The sequence below is a fragment of the Paenibacillus tianmuensis genome (genome assembly GCF_900100345.1).
GTDB lineage: Bacteria > Bacillota > Bacilli > Paenibacillales > NBRC-103111 > Paenibacillus_G > Paenibacillus_G tianmuensis.
In genome coordinates this window covers 28977-48029 of record NZ_FMTT01000049.1, presented here as the reverse complement: position 1 = coordinate 48029, position 19053 = coordinate 28977, and the positions used below count along the sequence as shown (strand labels likewise).

The window sequence follows — 19053 nt, the reverse complement described above, 5'->3', positions numbered from 1 at the left end:
TCGCAACCAGCGGTATCTTTATCCGGTGTGCTGACGCAGGTGGACCTGAGAAACTACTTTAACGATGCAGATCAGGATGAGTTGACGTTCCATTATGGCTGGACATACCCGTGGTCGAGCACGCTGAGCGCCTCGGTAAGCGGAACGACGCTGTTGCTGTCGGGGATGGCGCAAGAGCCGGGTTATGTAATCGTGCATGCGACAGACGGTCACGGCACGTATGTATCTAATACGGTGAGCATAGGGAGCAGCAGCCAAAACATGGCTCCTCAAGCATTGTCGCAGCCGGCCGTTTCCTTAACGGGCGGATTGACGCAAATTGACTTAAAAAATTACTTTATTGATCCAAATCAGGACGTACTGACGTATGTTTACGGCTCGACGTATCCGTGGTCGAACACGCTCAGCGCTTCGATAAGCGGAACGCTGTTGCTATTGTCAGGAACGGCGCAAGAAACGACCCATATCGTCATTCATGCAACGGATGGATACAGTGGATATGTAGCCAATACCGTAACGCTCAACGCTCAACATTAAACTTTAAACGAAATCGGCCAATCGGACGGTTGGCCGATATTTTTTGAAATAGGAAGGTCGGTTCTATGCATCCGCGTCATGAGATGATAACCCATTTTTTAAAACAACAACGATATCGAGAAGCGGAAGCCCATGCCGTCGAACACGTCCGTTTATTTCCGATAGACGGGCAGGGTTGGGTTCTGCTGGGAGAGGCGTTATTGCATCAACAGAACGGTAAAATGGCGCGCCTTATGTTTGAGAGGGCGCATCTTTTGGACCCCGAAGCAACTTGGATGCCATCAGCGTATCGAGAACTAGAGAAAACCCCTGTAGGGGTTGTGAGGCAGGATATCGTCGATTTGCTGCAAACAAAACCGGTCAGCGTATCGGCCGCTATTATTGTCAAAAACGAAGAGCGCTGCATTAAGCGTTGCCTCGATAGCATCATCGGGGTGTTTGACGAAATCGTTGTTGTAGATTCCGGCTCGACCGATCAAACGTTATCGATATTAACGAATTATCCAACCGTCAAAGTTCGTCAAACGGTATGGAACGATAGTTTTTCTCAATTGCGCAATGAGGCGCTTGCCCACGTCACCTCCGATTGGGTGTTTTGGCTGGATGCGGACGAGTGGCTTCATCCCGATGATCAGGAAAATATTCGAACGGCGGCGGCGCTTTACTCTGGTTTAGGCCATATTATCCCGGTGCTGCATGTCGGGTTGATCAATCAAGTGAATGATACGGAGGTATGCGATTATTCCGTACCCCGTTTATTCCCGGCCCGAAGGGGACTTTATTACAGCGGCCGAATCCATGAACAAATCGCTACGCAGGAGGAAGGAATATTTACTTCCAATGTCCTGCATAAACCGGCCAAGATCAGAGTGTTCCATGACGGCTATGAAGCCTTTGTTAAAGAGGATAAAGATAAGTTCAACCGCAATATCCATCTCCTTCGTCTGATGACGAAAGAAGAGCCCGAAAATTCGGGCTGGTGGTATTTTTTAGGGAGAGAGACGATGTCCCTGGGGGATTACGACAGCGCATTGGACTATCTGAGAAAATCCGAGGAGTATGCCCGTGCCAATCCCAAATTTGGCCGAATGCCCGAAGTTTATATGCTGATGACCCGAATACTGGCATCGCGCAACAAATGGGAACAGGCCGAAGAATGCTGCCGTAAGGCGTTGAAGCTCCATCCTGACTTTCCCGATGCCCGTTACGCGCTCGCGGAGATACAGATGAGAAAAGCCCGTTTGTTACTTCAAGAGGCCGAAGGACACATAGGAGCAGCTGTTGAAGGCTTTGGAACTTACCGAGGGACTGTAACTGCAGACCGCGATATTCTTGCATGGAAAGCCGATGTTTTAAAGGCTGATTTATTAGTTCACTCCGGGAAAATAGCAGAAGCCGGGTTCCTGTTAAAAAAAGTGGTGCAAAGCCATCCCAAAATTACGGTCCTATCCAATAAACTGGCCTTCTTTGATCTACAGCGAAGATTGCTTGATCAATACAACCAACAAAGATGAAAACAGACGGAGGCGAGCATTCATGTTTTTGAGCAAGAGGATCGTTATTCAAGTGCTCCTGATTTTGTCCCTAGCGAGTGCTTTACCCGTTTCGGCTTTTGCGGATACAGCGTCGAATAGCAGTGCAGCCAAGGCGACTATTAGCGGGGGCGTGACGGACCGCAGCGGGAAGCCGATACCGAATGCAGCCGTGGTTGCTTTGGATAACCGCGGCCAAACGGTTGCACAGGATATCACCAAGCCGGACGGCAATTACCGTCTGAACGTTACGCCTGGAACGTATACGATTGAGGCCATTTATGAGACTGAGGGTTCCAGCAATTTCGTTACCGTTAGTCCGGATCAAACCAAGAATGCAAACTTTTCGTTGAATACGATGCTGCTTAGCGGTATTGTCACGAGAAGCGGCTCCAACGGTCCGCTGCCTTCCGGAACAAAAGTGAGACTGATCGACGAGAATACAGGCTTTATGTATAATGAGGCTTCCGTTTCGCCGGACGGAACTTTTACGGTTCCAATCAACGAAGGCTCCTATACCGTGGCGGCATATTCGTCTCAAGGCGAACCGAATTACGGCTCTGTATCAGGCCTTACAACGGATTCGTCGAAGTCTCCTCTTACGATCAATCTTAACCCGGCTGGCAAAATCAGCGGTGCGATTCAATCCGTATCCGGATTAAAAACAAAGTTCAAAGTAAAAGCCGTGAATCAGCAGGGAAATGTTTTGAACGAAACACGGGTAGACGTGAACGGTAATTATACGCTTGCAGTCCCTGCGGGCCAAGTTACCATCGTTGCGGCCGCAGAGAATGAAACCGGCACACAAGCTAGTTCCCAAGTGACCATTGGACCCGGCTCGACTATAGTGAATCTGACGGATATGAATTCCGGCTTGAAGGTGAGTCTGGCTAATGCGCCAACTGACTCAACTAGTCGTGTTCGCGTTTTCGATTTGCTAGGTAACGCCTATGTTCCGGATGTCGAACCTTCGTCTCTCAACGGTACTTATGCATTTTTATTGCCGCCCGGAACTTACATCGTGAAGGCTAGCGCAGGGGCATACGCAGGGATTCGTCAGCCCGTAACTCTTGCACCCGGCAAAAATGAGTCTTTAGCGATTACGTTGGAGAATGCAGGTACGTTATCGGGTAAAGTATCTTATCCCAATAGCCGGCCGCAAGCGAGCTTTGAGGACATTTCCATCACCGTGCAAGATAAGAATGGACAAGTTGTCGACAAGCTGGCACCGCTTCATGATGGCAGCTATGAGACTCTTTTGCCTGTAGGAAATTATCGTATTACTGCGGCAGCGGGAGATTCGATCGCGGTAAAAGAGAACTTGAGTATTCTGGAAGGACAGACCAGCACGTATGATCTGACGATAAATCCTACAGAAATCAACGGTAAAGTTACTGAAGCGGACGGAACGATGATAAGATACGCGACAATCGTTGCTCTGTCTCAAGACGGCAGCTCCTATTCTTTCACCACATCGAAGGAAGACGGGACGTACTCGCTAAAGGTCCCACCCGGAAGCTATACATTAAAAACAATGCATTACCATAAAGTGGCGCTAAATAAAAATGTTAGCGTCTCCCGAGGCGCAAGCGTTACGGTTAATCCGGTATTAGGCACGGCTGGTATATTCAACGGTTACCTATCCAACGGGAAAACAAACGTAGGCGGAGCTTCGGCGATCATACTCGATCATACTCGAACGCCTGTCGATCGTATCGCTACTCACGCGGATACAGGTTTCTTTTCCTTGATGCTTCCGGCCGGCCAATATACCGTTGATAGTAAATCTTTTGATGGTAATCAGACACCGACTGCGATTGCCGTTGCCGCGGAGCAAACGTTACATCAGAATTTAACAACGCAAGCCGGCAGAATTGGCGGAACCATCTTCGCTGCCGACGGAAAAACGCCACTGGGTGGGGTAATCGTCCGCGCGAGCAACGAAGCCTATTCCAATTATACGAAAACAAACGGCGACGGCACGTTTGCCTTGTTTGTTCCTGCCGGAACTTATACGTTGACAGCGGAAAAAAGCAATTTGGGAAACATAACGAAAAACGTAGCCGTCAGCAAGGAAAAGGATGCATTCGTCCAAGCTTCATTGCAAACAAACGGTGTTGTGACGGGGAGAATTACGAACGGGTCTAACCCTGCGGCACAAGCATGGGCTAAAGTCTATGAGGCTGCAGACGGTATGCTGCTTAAGAAAATACAAACAGGGCTGGACGGGGCCTTTTCCGTCACGTTGCCTGCCGGAACTTACGTCTTCAGAGCGGAATCAGCCGGATTCGTTTCTGTCGAAACTCGCGTAACGGCATTGGCCGACAAGATCGTGGTCAACGATATGACGCTTTATACTTCAAGCGGCAATTCATCGGATATTGGGGCGTCAAGCCCTAGCCAAAGTACCGCCGGATCTGCAGGCGGGTTGCAGCCAACGCCGAAGCCGAACGCGGCCGAAGTCGTTCTGGATCCGAGCAAAGACGGGATTGTTGCTAAAGAAACCAATAGCTTGGGACAAACGGTAACTAAAATAACGCTAGACAAGGACAAATTAGCCGCAGCTTTGCAAACGGCCGGATCGGTTGTCGTTCAAATCGATCGTGCCGACGTCTTGACTAAAATCGAGCTTCCGGCCGAGTCATTCCATAATCCGGACAAAGTTCAAGCCGGCGCCTTGATCACGTTACGCACAGATGCAATGGAATATAAGCTGCCGGTTCACGTATTACGTACTTGGACCCAGCCCTTGACAACGATGCAAAACATCAAGATTACCGTGGCTATCGAGAAGCTGCCACCAAGTATGAACGAGAAGATTATCAAGACGAATCAACTGACCGGCACGCTGCTTCCTAATCCTCTGGATTTTAAAATTACAGCCGAAGGCAGCAATGGTTTATCGCAGGAGCTAGTGAATTTCGGGGCTGCTTATGTGGAGCGCAAAGTAATCGTTCCTGGCACCATTCCCAATAGGGACCATGTTACAGCCGTTACGATTGATCCGGTTACCCATGAAGCGACCTTTATTCCTTCCTATATCGAAAAAGGAGAGAATGCTTCTACAGTTAAAATTTTTTCCACCCATAATAGCATCTATACCGTAGTTTCGGCCAATCATACCTTTGATGACATTACCGGACACTGGGCGGAATCCGACATCCAGCGGCTGGCGTCGAAATTTATTGTAAAGGGTATGACCGACAAGCTCTATGAGCCCGATAAAAAAATCACGCGCGCGGAATTTACTTCGCTACTTGTGCGTTCTTTAGGTTTGCTGGAAGATCCGAGTTATGTGACCTTTAATGACATTCAGCCAAAAGATTGGTACGCCGGATCGATCGGTGCCGCAGTAAAAGCGGGTCTTGTGAACGGATTTGAGAACGGGACGTTCGAGCCGAACGGCAGCATTACCCGCGAACAGATGGCTGTCATGATCAACAGAGCGCTTAAGGCAGCAGGAAGCGAGCCCTCCACTAAAGAAGCTGACTCCAAGGTAAACAAATTCAAAGACCGCGGAGCCGTTAGCGAGTGGTCTGCTGCTTCCGTTGAACAAGTCGTTCGAAAGGGGATCATTGAAGGAATGACCGATACGACGTTCGAGCCTTCTTTGGATTCGACCCGAGCTCAAGTCGCAACGGTGCTTAAGCGATTCTTGCAATACGTAAAATTCACCAACTAATGGTGTGTTGAGATTTAATCACGTTTAGTCGGATAAAGCGTCCCTAACATGGAGTTGGGGACGTTTTTTACCGAGAATGATCGATCAGCCTTGTTACTTATCGCCTTCTGATTTTGAATACGTACCGCATTTTTGAGCTAAAACGCTTGCAGTGCGGTGGACATTTGTGTAACAATACATGGTAAAGTGTTCAGGGATGGAGATCGGGGGCTTTATGGAACAAGAGAAGCTGAAAAAAATGATCGAGGCCGCCAAGCTTTACTATTTGCTGGATTACAGCCAACAGGATATCGCGAACAAGCTGGAGGTTTCCCGGCCGACCGTCTCCCGTCTGCTGCAGCAGGCGAAAGAGGAAGGAATCGTCGAGATTCGCATTTCAGACCCGACCGAGGACCGCAAAATCCTGAGTGAGCAATTGGAAGAGAAGTTCGGGCTGAAGCGGGCGCTGGTCGCGTCCATCCCGTTGTTCGAGGATCATGTGATCAAGCAGTATTTGGGCAAGCTGACGGCGGATTATTTGAGGGAAATCGTTCAGGACGGCGACATTATCGGCACCATCTGGGGGACGACCATTTACCAGGTGGCGACGCATCTGGAGCATAAAGCGCTGAAGGACGTCCGAATCGTCCAACTGAAGGGCGGCGTCAGCCATTCCGAGAAGAAGACCTACGCCTCAGAAACGCTTCATTTGTTCGGGATGGCATTCGATGCGACGCCTTACCAGCTGCCGCTGCCGGCCATCGTCGACCACGTCGTGGTGAAGCAGGCGATTGAGGCGGACCGCCACATCCGGAAGCTGCTTGACATGGGGAAGCAGGCGAACATTGCCTTGTTCACGGTTGGCGTGCCTAGGACGGATTCGCTGCTGTTCCAGCTTGGCTATTTCACGGAGCAGGATATGCAACTGATCGCCGACCATGCGGTAGGGGATATCGCTTCCCGCTTCTTCGATAAAAACGGCGCGATTTGCAACGAGACGCTGAATGCCCGCACGATCGGGATCGAACTGCATGAGCTCAAAACAAAAGACCAATCGATTCTCATCGCAGGCGGCTTGAAAAAAGTCGAAGGCATCCGTGGCGCATTGAAAGCGAAGTACGCGAATGTGCTGGTAACGGATCAGTATACGGCCAAAATATTGCTGGAGCAAGAAGGATAACGCAATTAATCAGATTCGGCATCCCGCTAAAGGGCTAAGGAACCATCCGGGCGAAAGCTTGGATGGTTTCTTTTTTACGCAAATCAAGAACGAATGTAAACGATAAACCATACAAATGATCGAGAAACGAGGGCTTTGGAACCAGAATCAGGAGATAACCATAGGAAACGCAGGTTGTTGTTCCACAAATTCTTCAAAATTTCTTTGTTTGCAAGAACAAAAGTTCAATATTATATATACATTTGTTCAATGACTTGTTATAGTTAAATTGTAATCGAAGCCGCTTCGAAACAACATCATCGTATTAGCTCATTAAACTTGATCGCAAAGGAAATGCTAAAAATGGCAGCATCGTACAGCCCCGTTGGTCCTCCATCATCGTGTTCGATGTTGAAGCTTTTTTGCATTCATTGCTAACGCTTTCAATTAACAATTCAATTCCCTTTACGTGGAGGAATTTCGATGAAATTTTTATTCGTAGTGGCCGGGTTGCTGCTGGTGTTTGCGGTGGGATATTTGTTCAGCAACAACCGGAAAGGAATTCGCAGCAGACCGATTCTGGCTATGCTCGTTACGCAAATTGTGCTGAGCTTTATCATACTGAATACGAAGATCGGTCTGGATCTGATCACATTCGTCTCCCGATTGTTCAACAAGCTGATGGAATTCGGGGTAGGCGGCGTCAACTTCGTATTCGGCGGCTTGGAAAATCAGGGCGCTTCGACCTTTTTTATCAACGTGCTGCTGCCGATCATATTTATCTCGATTCTGATCGGCATCCTGAACTATGTGAAGGTGCTGCCGTTCGTCATCAAATATGTGGGGCTGGCGCTCAGCAAATTGAACGGCATGGGTCGGCTGGAAAACTATGTGGCGGTTTCCGCCGCGCTGCTCGGTCAATCGGAAGTGTTCCTGACGACGAAGAAGCAGCTCAACCAGGTCACGAAGCAGCGGCTGTACACGCTTTGCACATCGGCAATGAGCGCGGTCAGCATCTCGATCGTGGGAGCATACATGACGATGCTTGAACCGAAGTACGTCGTGGTCGCCATCGTGCTGAACATTTTCTCAGCGCTGATAGTCGCCAACATTATTAACCCGTACAAGCTCGATCCGGAGGAAGAACAGGCGACGGTTGTGGCCGACGAGGAGCAACATCCGAAGGAATCGTTCTTCCAGATGATCAGCGAAAGCATTATGGACGGATTCAAAGTAGCGATTATCGTTGGCGCGATGCTCATCGGTTTTATCGCTTTGATGAATATGATCAACTACGTATTCGAGCTGATATTCCACATTTCGTTCCAATCCGTGCTGGGGTATATTTTTGCACCGGTCGCGTTCCTGATGGGCATCCCGTGGAGCGAAGCCGTGCAGGCGGGGGGCATCATGGCGACGAAGCTTGTGACCAACGAATTCGTTGCGATGCTGAGCTTCAAAGACATCGCTTCGGGTTTGTCGGCCCGTACGGTCGGGATCGTCTCGGTATTCCTGGTCAGCTTTGCGAACTTCAGCTCCATCGGCATTATTACCGGCGCGGTGAAAGCGCTGAACGACAAACGGGGAGACGAGGCTGCACAGTTCGGCTTGAAGCTGCTGCTCGGCTCGACGCTGGCCTCGATTTTGTCGGCCACGCTCATCGGGCTGTTCCTATAAATTATTCGATGACTATACTAAACACGGGGAGACGAGAAACATGAGAATGGTTGATTTGATTGCCCGCAAGCGTGACGGTCACGAGCTTAGCAAGACGGAAATTGATTTCATCGTGCAAGGCTATACGAACGGAACGATCCCGGACTACCAGATGTCCTCGTTTCTGATGGCGGCCTTCTTCCGCGGCATGACTCCGACGGAGACGGCGAATATGACGATGGCTATGGTGGCGTCGGGAGATACGATCGATTTGTCCGCCATCGAAGGCATCAAAGTGGACAAGCACAGCACCGGAGGCGTCGGCGATACGACGACGATCGTTCTTGCGCCGCTCGTCGCCGCGGTCGGCGTTCCCGTAGCAAAGCTGTCCGGGCGCGGACTCGGCCATACCGGCGGTACGGTGGACAAGTTCGAAGCGATTCCAGGATTCCAGGCCGAAATCAGCAGCGAGCAGTTCGTCAGGCAAGTGAACGAAGTGAAAGTTGCGGTGACCGGGCCGACCGGAAACCTGACCCCGGCGGACAAAAAGATTTACGCGCTTCGCGATGTCACCGGGACGGTCAATTCGATCCCGCTGATGGCCAGCTCGATCATGAGTAAAAAGATCGCCTCGGGTTCCGATGCCATCGTACTGGATGTCAAAGTAGGCGCCGGCGCGTTCATGAAAGACTTGGACAGCGCCAAGGCGCTGGCGAAGGCGATGGTGGACATCGGCAACAACGTGGGACGCCATACGATGGCGGTCATTTCCGATATGAATCAGCCGCTCGGGTATGCGATCGGCAATGCGCTGGAAGTGAAGGAAGCGATCGATACGCTGCGCGGGGAAGGTCCCGAAGATTTGCACGAACTATGCTTGACGCTCGGCAGTCATATGGTATATTTGGCAAAGCAGGCTTCCAGCGTGAGCGAAGCGCGAAGCAAGCTGGAGGAAGCGATTTCCAGCGGGCGGGCCTTGGAGACGTTTAAAGCGTTCATTGCCGCGCAGGGCGGAGACGCGTCGATCGTGGACGACCCGTCCAAGCTGCCGGTTGCCGCATACCGTATCGAGGTGAAGGCGAAGGAAGCGGGCTATGTCTCGGAGATCGTCGCCGACAGCATCGGCACCGCGGCGATGATCTTGGGTGCGGGACGCGCAACGAAGGAATCCGAGATCGATCTGAGTGTTGGCCTAATGCTGTACAAAAAAATCGGCGACGAAGTGAAGCCCGGGGATACGCTTGTTACCATTCACAGCAATCGCGAAACGGTGGATGACGTGATTGAGAGCATCTACGAATCGTACACTATCGCCTCCGGCAAAGTGGAACGTCCGGTTCTGGTGCACGCGGAAATTCATTAATCTTAGTTTCGAGGGTTGAAAAACGAACGGAGGAGTAAGCAGATGACAACGAACGAAATCGCTCGATTAATCGACCATACCTTATTAAAAGCCGATGCTAGCCGTGAGGCGGTGATCCGGTTGGCGGAGGAAGCGAAGCAATACCGTTTTGCCTCGGTGTGCGTCAATCCGGCACAGGTGAAGACGGCTTATGAAGTGCTGAAGGATACGCCCGACGTGAAGGTATGCACGGTCATCGGCTTTCCATTGGGGGCAACGATGCCGGAAGTGAAGGCGTTCGAAGTCCGGGAAGCGATCGCTGCCGGAGCGACGGAAGTCGATATGGTGATCAATATCGGAGCGCTCAAGGATAAGCAGGACGATCTGGTGGAACAGGATATCCGGGCCGTCGTCGAAGCGGCTAAAGGCAAGGCGCTGACAAAAGTCATCATCGAAACCTGCCTCTTGACCGACGAAGAGAAGGAGCGGGCATGCCGTTTGGCGGTGAAGGCCGGCGCGGATTTCGTGAAGACGTCGACGGGTTTTTCCACCGGCGGAGCTACGGTAGAGGATATCGCGCTGATGCGCAAAACGGTAGGCCCGGACATCGGAGTGAAGGCGTCCGGCGGCGTACGCAGCCTGGAGGATGTCAAGGCGATGATTGAAGCGGGGGCTACCCGGATCGGCTCCAGCTCCGGCGTATCGATCGTCAAAGGCGAGCAGTCGAGCAGCGCATACTAACCTGAGGCGCGCCGGAAAGTGTCCGCGACGCGACATTTATTTAGACTCCAAGGACCTTCCATTATGGGAGGTCCTCTTTACCTTGCGCTCAGCGAATCCGCGAGAAGCGGCCCGGTTGCCTCAGGGCAGCGGATTTGCGATAATGCCTATAGGACATGAATGAGATAGAGAGGTGCTTGGATGGAGAGCAAGAAGAAGATCTTCGCTTTTTTGGGATCGTATGCGGATGCGGCCGATCCGGGCTTGTACGCCTGCAGGTTCGATCCCGATACCGGAAGACTCGAACTGACGGATCAAACGGACGGGCTGCAAAATCCGACGTTTCTGGATGTGAATGTGGAGGGTTTGAAGCTATATGCCATCACGGAAGGAGCCGATTCCGAAGGCAAGCGCTGCGGGGCTGCCGCGGCATACGAGTTCAATCCCGAAACCGGCAAGCTGTCGCTGCTCGGAATTGAGCTGACGGTGCCGGCGACCACGTGTCACATTATTTTGGACCGTACCCATAAATATATCATGGTAGCAAGCTACCACGGCGGCATGATCGGGCTGTCTCCGCTGCTGGAGGACGGACACATAGGCAAGACCGTGGACATCCGCCGGCACGAAGGCTCCAGCGTCCTGCCCGTGCAAAATCAGGCGCGCGCGCATTCCGTATTCGTCGACCATGCCAACCGCTACGCGGTCGTCTCCGACTTGGGGTTGGATCGCCTCTTTATCTATAAATTGGACATCGCAGCCAGAAAGCTGCTTCCTCATGACGAGGTACGGGTGGCGCCCGGATCGGGACCGCGGCATTTTGTTTTTCATCCGTCGCTCCCTTACGGCTACGTCATCAACGAGCTGGGTTCGACGATCACGGCATTCTCCTACGATCCGGAGGAGGGCAAGCTCGGCGAAATACAGACCGTCTCGACGCTGCCCGCTTCTTATGAAGGGGATAATGCGTGCGCCGATATTCACGTCTCGCCGGACGGCAAATTTCTGTACGGCTCCAATCGCGGACATGACAGCATCGCGGTGTACGCCATCGATTCCTCGACCGGCAAACTCACGCTTGTTGAGCATGCTTCGACGCTTGGCGGACATCCGCGGAACTTCGCTCTTTCGTCGGACGGACGTTTTGTGCTCGTAGCCAACCGGGATTCGAATCAAATCGTGACGTTCGCGCGGGACGCGGTTACCGGGAAGCTTCTGCCTACGGGGGACAGACTGGATGTATCCAAGCCCGTATGTATCAAGTTTGCGGCCATCGGTTAGTTCACGGCGGAGGTTCCTTGTTCACCAAGGACCCCGTCGTTTTTTATTTTGAACCTCGCAATTCCACATCCCCGTCAACCGGATGAATGTATTCATAGCTCGCCGCCCTGCTGATTCTCCAATCGAAATTTCGCCGCTCATATGACACACCTTCCGAACAGCTGACTAAGGAATCAAGACTTGCCGGGTATTGTTAGATTTTAGCAAGGAAGCGTAACCTTTTTGTAAGCTTTGCTTAGCTTTCGCTTAACGAACAGGCGGTAAAGTAAGGAAGCGCGCTTTGCTATGGAATCCGTTAACCGTGAGGGGACGATCGGGTTTTTGCCGCCAGAGAGGGGAGGGGAGCGACATGCCCGCAGCATGAAGAAGGGAGACATCCGTATGGCCATACGGCACCAAGAAATGCCAAGTCGTTGATTTCCTTCCCGGAACGTGGTAATCTGCCGTTAAACTAACCGGTTAAGGAAGGTAGAGTTGAATGAATAAACGCATCCTCATCGTCGACGACGATCATAAAATCGCGAATTTGCTTGAAATTTATTTGAAAAATGAAGGCTACGAGGTTATTAAGGAACATAATGGAATCGACGCCATAAGACGGATCGAGGAGGAAACTGTCCATCTGGTCATACTGGACGTGATGATGCCCGAATTGGACGGGATGGAGGTTTGCCGCAAAATCCGCGAGGACAAGACGACGCCGATCCTGATGCTGAGCGCCAAGGACGAGGATATGGACAAAATTTTAGGCCTGATGACGGGGGCCGACGATTATATGGGCAAGCCCTTCAACCCGCTGGAGCTGGTGGCGCGGGTCAAGTCGCTGCTGCGGCGGTCGTATTTCAATGCGCAGACGGCCCAGCCGGACGCGGAAGGGATCATCAAGATCAAATCGATGCAAATCGATAAACGCAACCATGCCGTCTCGATCGATGACCGCTCGATCAAGCTGACGCCGATCGAATTTGGCATTTTATTTTTGCTTGCAAGCCATCCGGGCCGGGTTTTCGGATCGGAGGAAATTTTCGAGCTGATCTGGAAAGAAAAGTATTTTGAGGCGAACAACTCTGTCACGGTGCATATCAGCCGGCTGCGCGAGAAGCTGGAAAAAGAAATGGCGGGAGAAAAGCTGATTCACACGGTATGGGGGGTAGGATACAAAATTGAGAACTAGCTGGAGAGTCGCGGTACCGCTCTTCTGGAGCGCATTAACGACCGTAGTCGTGCTGTTAGTAATGGAGATAATCGCCAAGTCGATTTACTTTTCCAAGCTGTCTTCGCTGTCTTTAGATTCGCTATTCAAATGGATTAATTCTTCTATCGGTTATCCGGAAATTTACTTTCTTACGGGGCTGCCTTTGTTTATGCTGTCGGCCTTATATTTTTTCAAACGGGAAAAAGATGCCCGCTACCACAGGTACCTAATCCATATTATCGAGGATGTGCAGCGGATCGCCGCCGATGACTTCGATCATAAAGTGCCTGTGCAGTCCATGGGCGAGCTGGGCCAACTGGCCGGGAACATCAACCAGGTCGTCGAGCGGCTCAAAACGTCGATTGACGAAGAACGGCGGGCCGAGTCCACCAAGAACGAATTGATTACGAACGTATCCCACGATCTGCGGACTCCGCTCACCTCGATTACCGGATATCTCGGTCTGATCGAGCAGGACCGTTACCGGGACGAAGTGGAGCTGCGTTATTATGTCAACATGGCGTACGAGGAATCGCAGCGGCTGTTTCAATTGATTCAGGATTTATTCGAATATACCCGCTTAAGCAATATTACGGGGGCGACGATCCAGAAGGCTCCGATCAATTTGGTCGAAATGATGCGCCAGCTTTTCGCACAGTTCCGGCTGCAGCTTCAGGAGGCTGGGATCGAGCAGCATATGACTTTTTTTGAATCGCAGCTGCCGGTCATGGCCGACGGCAACAAGCTCCGAAGGGTATTCGAGAATTTGATCTCCAATGCGATCAAGTATGGCAGCGAAGGGAAGTATCTTGAGGTGCTGGGCTTCAAGGAAGGGGGCGAAGCCGTGATCCAAATTATCAATTACGGCGAATCGATTCCGCAAACCGATTTGCCTCATATTTTCGAACGGTTTTACCGCGTGGAGAAATCCCGCGCGACGTATACCGGGGGTTCCGGCATCGGCTTGGCCATCGCCAAAAGCATCGTCGAGCTGCACGGAGGAACCATTTCCGCATCCAGCGACGAGGAGCGGACCGTCTTTGCGGTGCGCCTGAATGTCCTGGGAGAGAAGGCTAATTCTTAAGAAAATGTACATGAAACGTGTCGAACCTGAAGGGGCGGCGCGTTTTTTTCGTCTTTATATAGAAAATCTTAAGAATTTCGTTAACTTTTCTTAGTTCATCGTTAAGTAATAGAGTTCATAATAAAGAAAAAAAGCGCTCCGGAAGCGCTCGTTTGTCGGAGGAGGCTTGGATAGAGATGCCGCAAAAATTAGAACAAACCAGCGATTGTCGTAACTTGGAAAATCGCCCGTCCTCCAAGGATGAGGCTCTTTTTAGATCATGGATGGAACAGCACCGCCGCGAGGTATGGAGCTATGCCTATGGATTAATACATAAACACGATGTAGCCGACGATATTACCCAGGATGTATTTTTGAAAGCTTACCGCCGAATCGCTTCGTTTCGGGGCGACGGCTCCGTCCGGGCGTGGCTGCTCACGATCACTCGCAATACCGTGTTGGATTATCAGAGGAGTCCCTATTTTCGCAAAGTTACGGTTGTGGACAGGATCGAGACGGAGAAGGCCCATACGTCCGCGGAGGAGGAGTATTTGAAGCGTGAGGACAGCCGCGAAATGTTCGGGAAAATTTTGGAGATGCCATTGCCGTTTCGGAATGTGCTGCTGCTTAAGGCAAAATACGAAATGAAGCCCGGCGAAATCGCCTCCTATTTAAAGCTCCCGCTCACGACGATCAAAACAAGGTTGCATCGGGCGCGGAAAGAAGCCGTCCGGCGACTCCAAGTCGAGGGGTGCCCGTAACGGCTCCCCGGCTCGCCGGAAATTCCGGCGTACCCTGTACGCACCTCCGCCGCGCTTAGAAAATCCCTCCGTTTCGCCCTTCTTTTCGCATATCCGTCCAGACAAGCCTACGCGCTTCTTTTCTGATTTTGTCAGAAATTTTCGGTCAACTTCCCTTTGCTTTCTGCATAGGTATTTATTACACTTCAAATCCGAAGAAGAAGCCGGGGCCAAAGCCCGGAAGCGGCGGCTTTCGGCGTTACGCAATCGTTTCGAAGCGCGTATCCTTTCGAAGCTGGTTTTGCTTAGCGCAAAACCTATAAGCGTATCCTTTCGAAGCCAGTTTTGCTAAAGCAAAACTTGTAGGAGGTAAAGATCATGAATCTATTCAAGAAAATCGCCGACTATCGCACGGAGACCGAAAGGCTGGCCTGGACCGGAACCTTTGCCGAGTACATCGAGCTGCTCCGCCGGCATCCGCATTTGGCTATGACGGCGCATGCGCGGGTGTACGAAATGATTGCCTCCCACGGCATCCTGGAGGAAAATGGGCGTCGAAAATATAACTTTTTCGATAAAGAGATTTTCGGGCTCGATTCGGCGATTGAGAAGCTGGTGGAAGAATATTTCCATTCGGCGGCCCGTCGGTTGGATGTCCGCAAGCGGATCTTGCTTTTGATGGGGCCGGTCAGCGGAGGGAAGTCGACCATCGTCACGATACTCAAGCGCGGGCTTGAGCAGTTTTCGCGCACGGATCAAGGCGCTGTATATGCGATCAAAGGCTGCCCGATGCACGAGGAGCCTCTGCACTTAATTCCGCATGAGCTGAGAAGCGAGGTCGAGCAGGAGCTCGGCGTGAGAATCGAGGGCAATCTGTGCCCCTCCTGCCAAATCCGACTGCGGGATGAGTATGGGGGACGCATCGAAAACGTGCTGGTGGAGCGCGTGCTGCTGTCCGAAGACAACCGCGTAGGCATCGGAACGTTCAGTCCGTCCGATCCGAAATCGCAGGATATCGCCGACCTGACGGGGAGCATCGACTTCTCCACAATTACCGAGTACGGTTCGGAATCCGATCCGCGGGCTTACCGTTTCGACGGAGAGCTGAACAAGGCCAACCGGGGCTTGATGGAGTTTCAGGAAATGCTGAAATGCGACGAGAAGTTTCTGTGGAACCTGCTGTCCCTCACGCAGGAAGGCAACTTCAAAGCCGGACGGTTCGCTTTGATTTCGGCAGACGAGCTCATTATCGCCCATACGAACGAATCCGAATATAAATCGTTTATTTCCAATAAGAAGAACGAGGCGCTCCAATCGCGGATGATCGTTATGCCGATTCCTTACAATTTGAAGGTATCGGACGAAGAGAAAATTTACGCCAAGCTGATTAAGCAAAGCGACATGAAGCATGTGCATATCGCGCCTCACTCACTGAGGGCCGCGGCGATTTTTTCGATTTTGACCCGCTTGAAGGAATCCAAGAAGCAGGGAATGGATCTCGTCAAAAAAATGCGCATGTACGACGGCGAAGAGGTGGAAGGGTACAAGGAAGCGGATTTGAAGGAGATGCAGAGCGAATATTTGGAGGAAGGGATGAGCGGAATCGATCCCCGCTATGTCATCAACCGGATTTCCAGCGCACTGATCCGGCAAGGCCTGGAATTTATCAATGCGCTGGATGTACTGCGGGCGCTCAAGGACGGTCTGGACCAGCACCCATCCATTACGAAGGAGGAGCGGGAGCGGTACTTGAACTTCATCTCCATCGCGCGCAAGGAGTATGACGAGCTGGCCAAGAAAGAGGTGCAAAAAGCGTTCGTCTACTCGTTCGACGAGTCGGCGAAGACATTGTTCAACAACTACCTGGACAACATCGAGGCCTACTGCAACTGGACCAAAATCAAGGACCCGCTGACCGGCGAAGAGATGGACCCGGACGAAAGGCTGATGCGTTCCATCGAAGAGCAGATCGGCATTTCGGAAAATGCGAAGAAAGCGTTCCGCGAGGAGATACTGATCCGGATGTCGTCGTATTCGCGCAAAGGGAAGCGGTTCGACTACAGCAGCCACGAACGGCTGAGGGAAGCGATCGAGAAGAAGCTGTTCACCGATCTGAAGGACATCGTCAAAATTACGACGTCCACCAAAACACCCGACGAAAACCAGTTAAAGCGGATCAACGAGGTCATCAAGCGTCTTGTCGAGGAACACGGCTATACGACCGCTTCAGCCAATGAACTGCTGCGTTACGTCGGCAGCTTGTTGAACCGGTAATTTTCATTCCGAAGATCGGCTAAGCCGTCAGGCGAAGCGATGGAGCTTGTATGGAACCATGGAAACAGGCAAAAGTATTTGGCCAAAAAGCCAAATACTTTTTTTATACAGTATCGGGCTTCCGTCTCGCTTGCTAAGACCGGATCTTTCGGACGCCCTGCATATAAATGTCTACGGTCGTGCCTTTTCCCTGCTCGCTGCGTATCTTCATGCTGCCCCCGTGATTTTCGATAATTTTAAAGGTGACCATCAGACCGAGTCCGGTGCCCTTCTCCTTCGTCGTATAGAACGGTTCCCCCAGTCGGGGAATTCGGTCTTCCGGAATGCCACAGCCTTGATCGGTAAACCGCATCAGCAGCTTTCCGCCCTCCATTTTGCGGAATTCGGCGCGGATTTGTCCGCCTTCCGGCATGGCATCGATGGAGTTGTTCAGAATGTTGATAAATACTTGCTTGATTTGATTCTCGTCGCAATTGATTTCGGGAAGATCGGCGTCCTTTTCCGTGACGATGTCTACATTATGGATCATCGCTTGAGAGCCGAGTAGCATAATCGTATTTTCCAGAATGGTGAAGGCGTTCTTCGGCTGGTACTTGACGACTTGCGGCTTCGCGATGACCAGAAACTCGCTTACGATAAAATTGATCCGTTCCAGCTCGTCGATCATAATTTCGAAGTAATTGTCGTAGCCGTTTACCTTGCCTTGAAGCAGTTGGACGAAGCCTTTAAGCGAGGTTAGCGGATTGCGGATTTCATGAGCGACCCCGGCGGCTAACTGGCCGACGATCGACAGCTTCTCGGAGCGGAGAATCATTTCCTCGGCCCGCTTGCGCTCGCTGATGTCTTGACCGATCATATAAACGCCGGCAATTTGTTTGTTGACGAAGATCGGAAAGTTATATACGCTGAGCTCGACCGGGTTGCCGTCCTTGCGCACAAACGTAATCTCATAATGAGGGGTCATGCCGTTGAGCGTTTCCTCGAAATGGTCGAGCCACCGCGTATAATCTTCCGGCAGAATAAGCGGATTGATCGTGCGGTGAAGTAAATCCGCTTCCGCGTAGCCGGTGACGCCGAACATGGCGGGATTCACGTTCGTAATGAGGCCCGACAGGTTCAGCGAGCAGATTGGATCGGGATTATGCTCGAACAGCGATTTATAGCGCAGCTCGCTTTCTTCAAGCAGCAGTTCGGTCTTCTTCTTATCATACAGCGCTTTGATCATCGCGTAGGATCGGGCGAACCGATGATCCTCTTCCTGGGCCAGCACGTTCTCGAAGATGCGATCGGCTTCGTCGTCGATGATGCCTTTGTCGAGATCCTTCATCTTTCCCAGCAGATTCATGACGTTGGTAATATGTTCGCCGTGAATCCAAGCGGCGGAAGCGGTTTTATAATGGGGCGTAGAACCGTGCTGCAATGTGACGATTCCTTTGCGAGGCTCGTACGCCGTGACGTGGTTCATATTGACCACATTCATCTGATCGATCAGGCGAAAGCCTTCCTCGTACAGCCACTCTTCAAAAGCTTCCAGCGACGCTGCCCAGTAATATTTATCGGAAACCGTATGAATGATATATTCTTTATCCCGTACGCATTCGATTTTAACGACTTCATCGGAAGGGATGATGATGATGTCAGAACTTTTTTTATCACGAATGACTGGGATTTTTTGCATATTTTGATATCACCTTCCTGTCGCACTCGATTCATTATATCATGCTTGCCCCCATCGTAACAGATTAAAAATACGCCCAAAGGCAACCCGAACGGGATTCAGGGGCGTTGGAGCGAAAGCGCTAAGCCGGCTTCCTAGCGACAGATCCCGGCCGGTAGAGGCACGGAGAAGCGGCCATTTTATTATATAGCTCGCCGAATCGGGAAGTAAATGCC

Annotated in this window: 13 protein-coding genes; 12 read left to right on the top strand and 1 reads right to left on the bottom strand. The window is 51.4% G+C overall.

Annotated elements, in window-relative coordinates:
• The 12 genes from BLO51_RS29420 to BLO51_RS23805 form a co-directional block, all read left to right on the top strand.
• The coding region (locus BLO51_RS29420) for a hypothetical protein (protein ID WP_425415831.1) at positions 1-537 on the top strand (537 nt) is incomplete at its 5' end.
• 65 nt (positions 538-602) lie between these two features.
• Positions 603-2051, top strand: coding sequence for a glycosyltransferase family 2 protein (locus BLO51_RS23855; protein WP_090675834.1), 1449 nt, complete (start codon positions 603-605; stop codon positions 2049-2051).
• 22 nt (positions 2052-2073) lie between these two features.
• Positions 2074-5751 (top strand): carboxypeptidase regulatory-like domain-containing protein, encoded by a 3678-nt coding sequence (locus BLO51_RS23850; RefSeq protein ID WP_090675833.1) that lies wholly within the window; start codon positions 2074-2076, stop codon positions 5749-5751.
• A gap of 214 nt (positions 5752-5965) precedes the next feature.
• Entirely contained in the window at positions 5966-6910 is a 945-nt protein-coding gene (locus BLO51_RS23845) for a DNA-binding transcriptional repressor DeoR (RefSeq protein ID WP_090675831.1), read from the top strand.
• 462 nt (positions 6911-7372) lie between these two features.
• Entirely contained in the window at positions 7373-8566 is a 1194-nt protein-coding gene (locus tag BLO51_RS23840; RefSeq protein ID WP_090675830.1) for a NupC/NupG family nucleoside CNT transporter, read from the top strand.
• Positions 8567-8606: 40 nt separating this feature from the next.
• Positions 8607-9908, top strand: coding sequence for a pyrimidine-nucleoside phosphorylase (locus BLO51_RS23835; protein WP_090675828.1), 1302 nt, complete (start codon positions 8607-8609; stop codon positions 9906-9908).
• Positions 9909-9950: 42 nt separating this feature from the next.
• Positions 9951-10628 (top strand): deoxyribose-phosphate aldolase, encoded by a 678-nt coding sequence (gene deoC / locus BLO51_RS23830; RefSeq protein WP_090675827.1) that lies wholly within the window; start codon positions 9951-9953, stop codon positions 10626-10628.
• Positions 10629-10808: 180 nt separating this feature from the next.
• Complete coding sequence (locus BLO51_RS23825) at positions 10809-11888, top strand: lactonase family protein (RefSeq protein ID WP_090675825.1); 1080 nt, start codon at positions 10809-10811, stop codon at positions 11886-11888.
• Between the two features lie 478 nt (positions 11889-12366).
• Complete coding sequence (locus tag BLO51_RS23820) at positions 12367-13062, top strand: response regulator transcription factor (protein WP_090675823.1); 696 nt, start codon at positions 12367-12369, stop codon at positions 13060-13062.
• The gene (locus BLO51_RS23815) at positions 13052-14167 is read left to right on the top strand and encodes a sensor histidine kinase (protein WP_090675822.1); all 1116 of its coding nucleotides are present in this window, start codon (positions 13052-13054) and stop codon (positions 14165-14167) included. The genes BLO51_RS23820 and BLO51_RS23815 overlap by 11 nt, the downstream gene beginning before the upstream one ends.
• 263 nt (positions 14168-14430) lie before the next feature.
• Positions 14431-14907 carry an RNA polymerase sigma factor gene (locus BLO51_RS23810; RefSeq protein WP_217266777.1) on the top strand — a complete coding sequence of 159 codons (477 nt, stop codon included), beginning with the start codon at positions 14431-14433 and terminating at the stop codon, positions 14905-14907.
• Positions 14908-15264: 357 nt separating this feature from the next.
• Positions 15265-17160 carry a PrkA family serine protein kinase gene (locus tag BLO51_RS23805; RefSeq protein ID WP_090675818.1) on the top strand — a complete coding sequence of 632 codons (1896 nt, stop codon included), beginning with the start codon at positions 15265-15267 and terminating at the stop codon, positions 17158-17160.
• A 133-nt stretch (positions 17161-17293) separates the two neighbouring features.
• Here BLO51_RS23805 and BLO51_RS23800 read toward each other — a convergent pair whose 3' ends face one another.
• Positions 17294-18838, bottom strand: coding sequence for an ATP-binding protein (locus BLO51_RS23800; protein ID WP_090675816.1), 1545 nt, complete (start codon positions 18836-18838; stop codon positions 17294-17296).
• Between the last annotated feature and the right edge of the window lie 215 nt (positions 18839-19053).

What these genes read in the sequence shown, in the direction of transcription:
- BLO51_RS23855 (WP_090675834.1), top strand. Translation starts at nt 603, where the DNA reads ATGCATCCGCGTCATGAGATGATAACCCATTTTTTAAAACAACAACGA.
- BLO51_RS23850 (WP_090675833.1), top strand. Translation starts at nt 2,074, where the DNA reads ATGTTTTTGAGCAAGAGGATCGTTATTCAAGTGCTCCTGATTTTGTCC.
- BLO51_RS23845 (WP_090675831.1), top strand. Translation starts at nt 5,966, where the DNA reads ATGGAACAAGAGAAGCTGAAAAAAATGATCGAGGCCGCCAAGCTTTAC.
- BLO51_RS23840 (WP_090675830.1), top strand. Translation starts at nt 7,373, where the DNA reads ATGAAATTTTTATTCGTAGTGGCCGGGTTGCTGCTGGTGTTTGCGGTG.
- BLO51_RS23835 (WP_090675828.1), top strand. Translation starts at nt 8,607, where the DNA reads ATGAGAATGGTTGATTTGATTGCCCGCAAGCGTGACGGTCACGAGCTT.
- deoC (WP_090675827.1), top strand. Translation starts at nt 9,951, where the DNA reads ATGACAACGAACGAAATCGCTCGATTAATCGACCATACCTTATTAAAA.
- BLO51_RS23825 (WP_090675825.1), top strand. Translation starts at nt 10,809, where the DNA reads ATGGAGAGCAAGAAGAAGATCTTCGCTTTTTTGGGATCGTATGCGGAT.
- BLO51_RS23820 (WP_090675823.1), top strand. Translation starts at nt 12,367, where the DNA reads ATGAATAAACGCATCCTCATCGTCGACGACGATCATAAAATCGCGAAT.
- BLO51_RS23810 (WP_217266777.1), top strand. Translation starts at nt 14,431, where the DNA reads ATGGAACAGCACCGCCGCGAGGTATGGAGCTATGCCTATGGATTAATA.
- BLO51_RS23805 (WP_090675818.1), top strand. Translation starts at nt 15,265, where the DNA reads ATGAATCTATTCAAGAAAATCGCCGACTATCGCACGGAGACCGAAAGG.
- BLO51_RS23800 (WP_090675816.1), bottom strand. Translation starts at nt 18,838, where the DNA reads ATGCAAAAAATCCCAGTCATTCGTGATAAAAAAAGTTCTGACATCATC.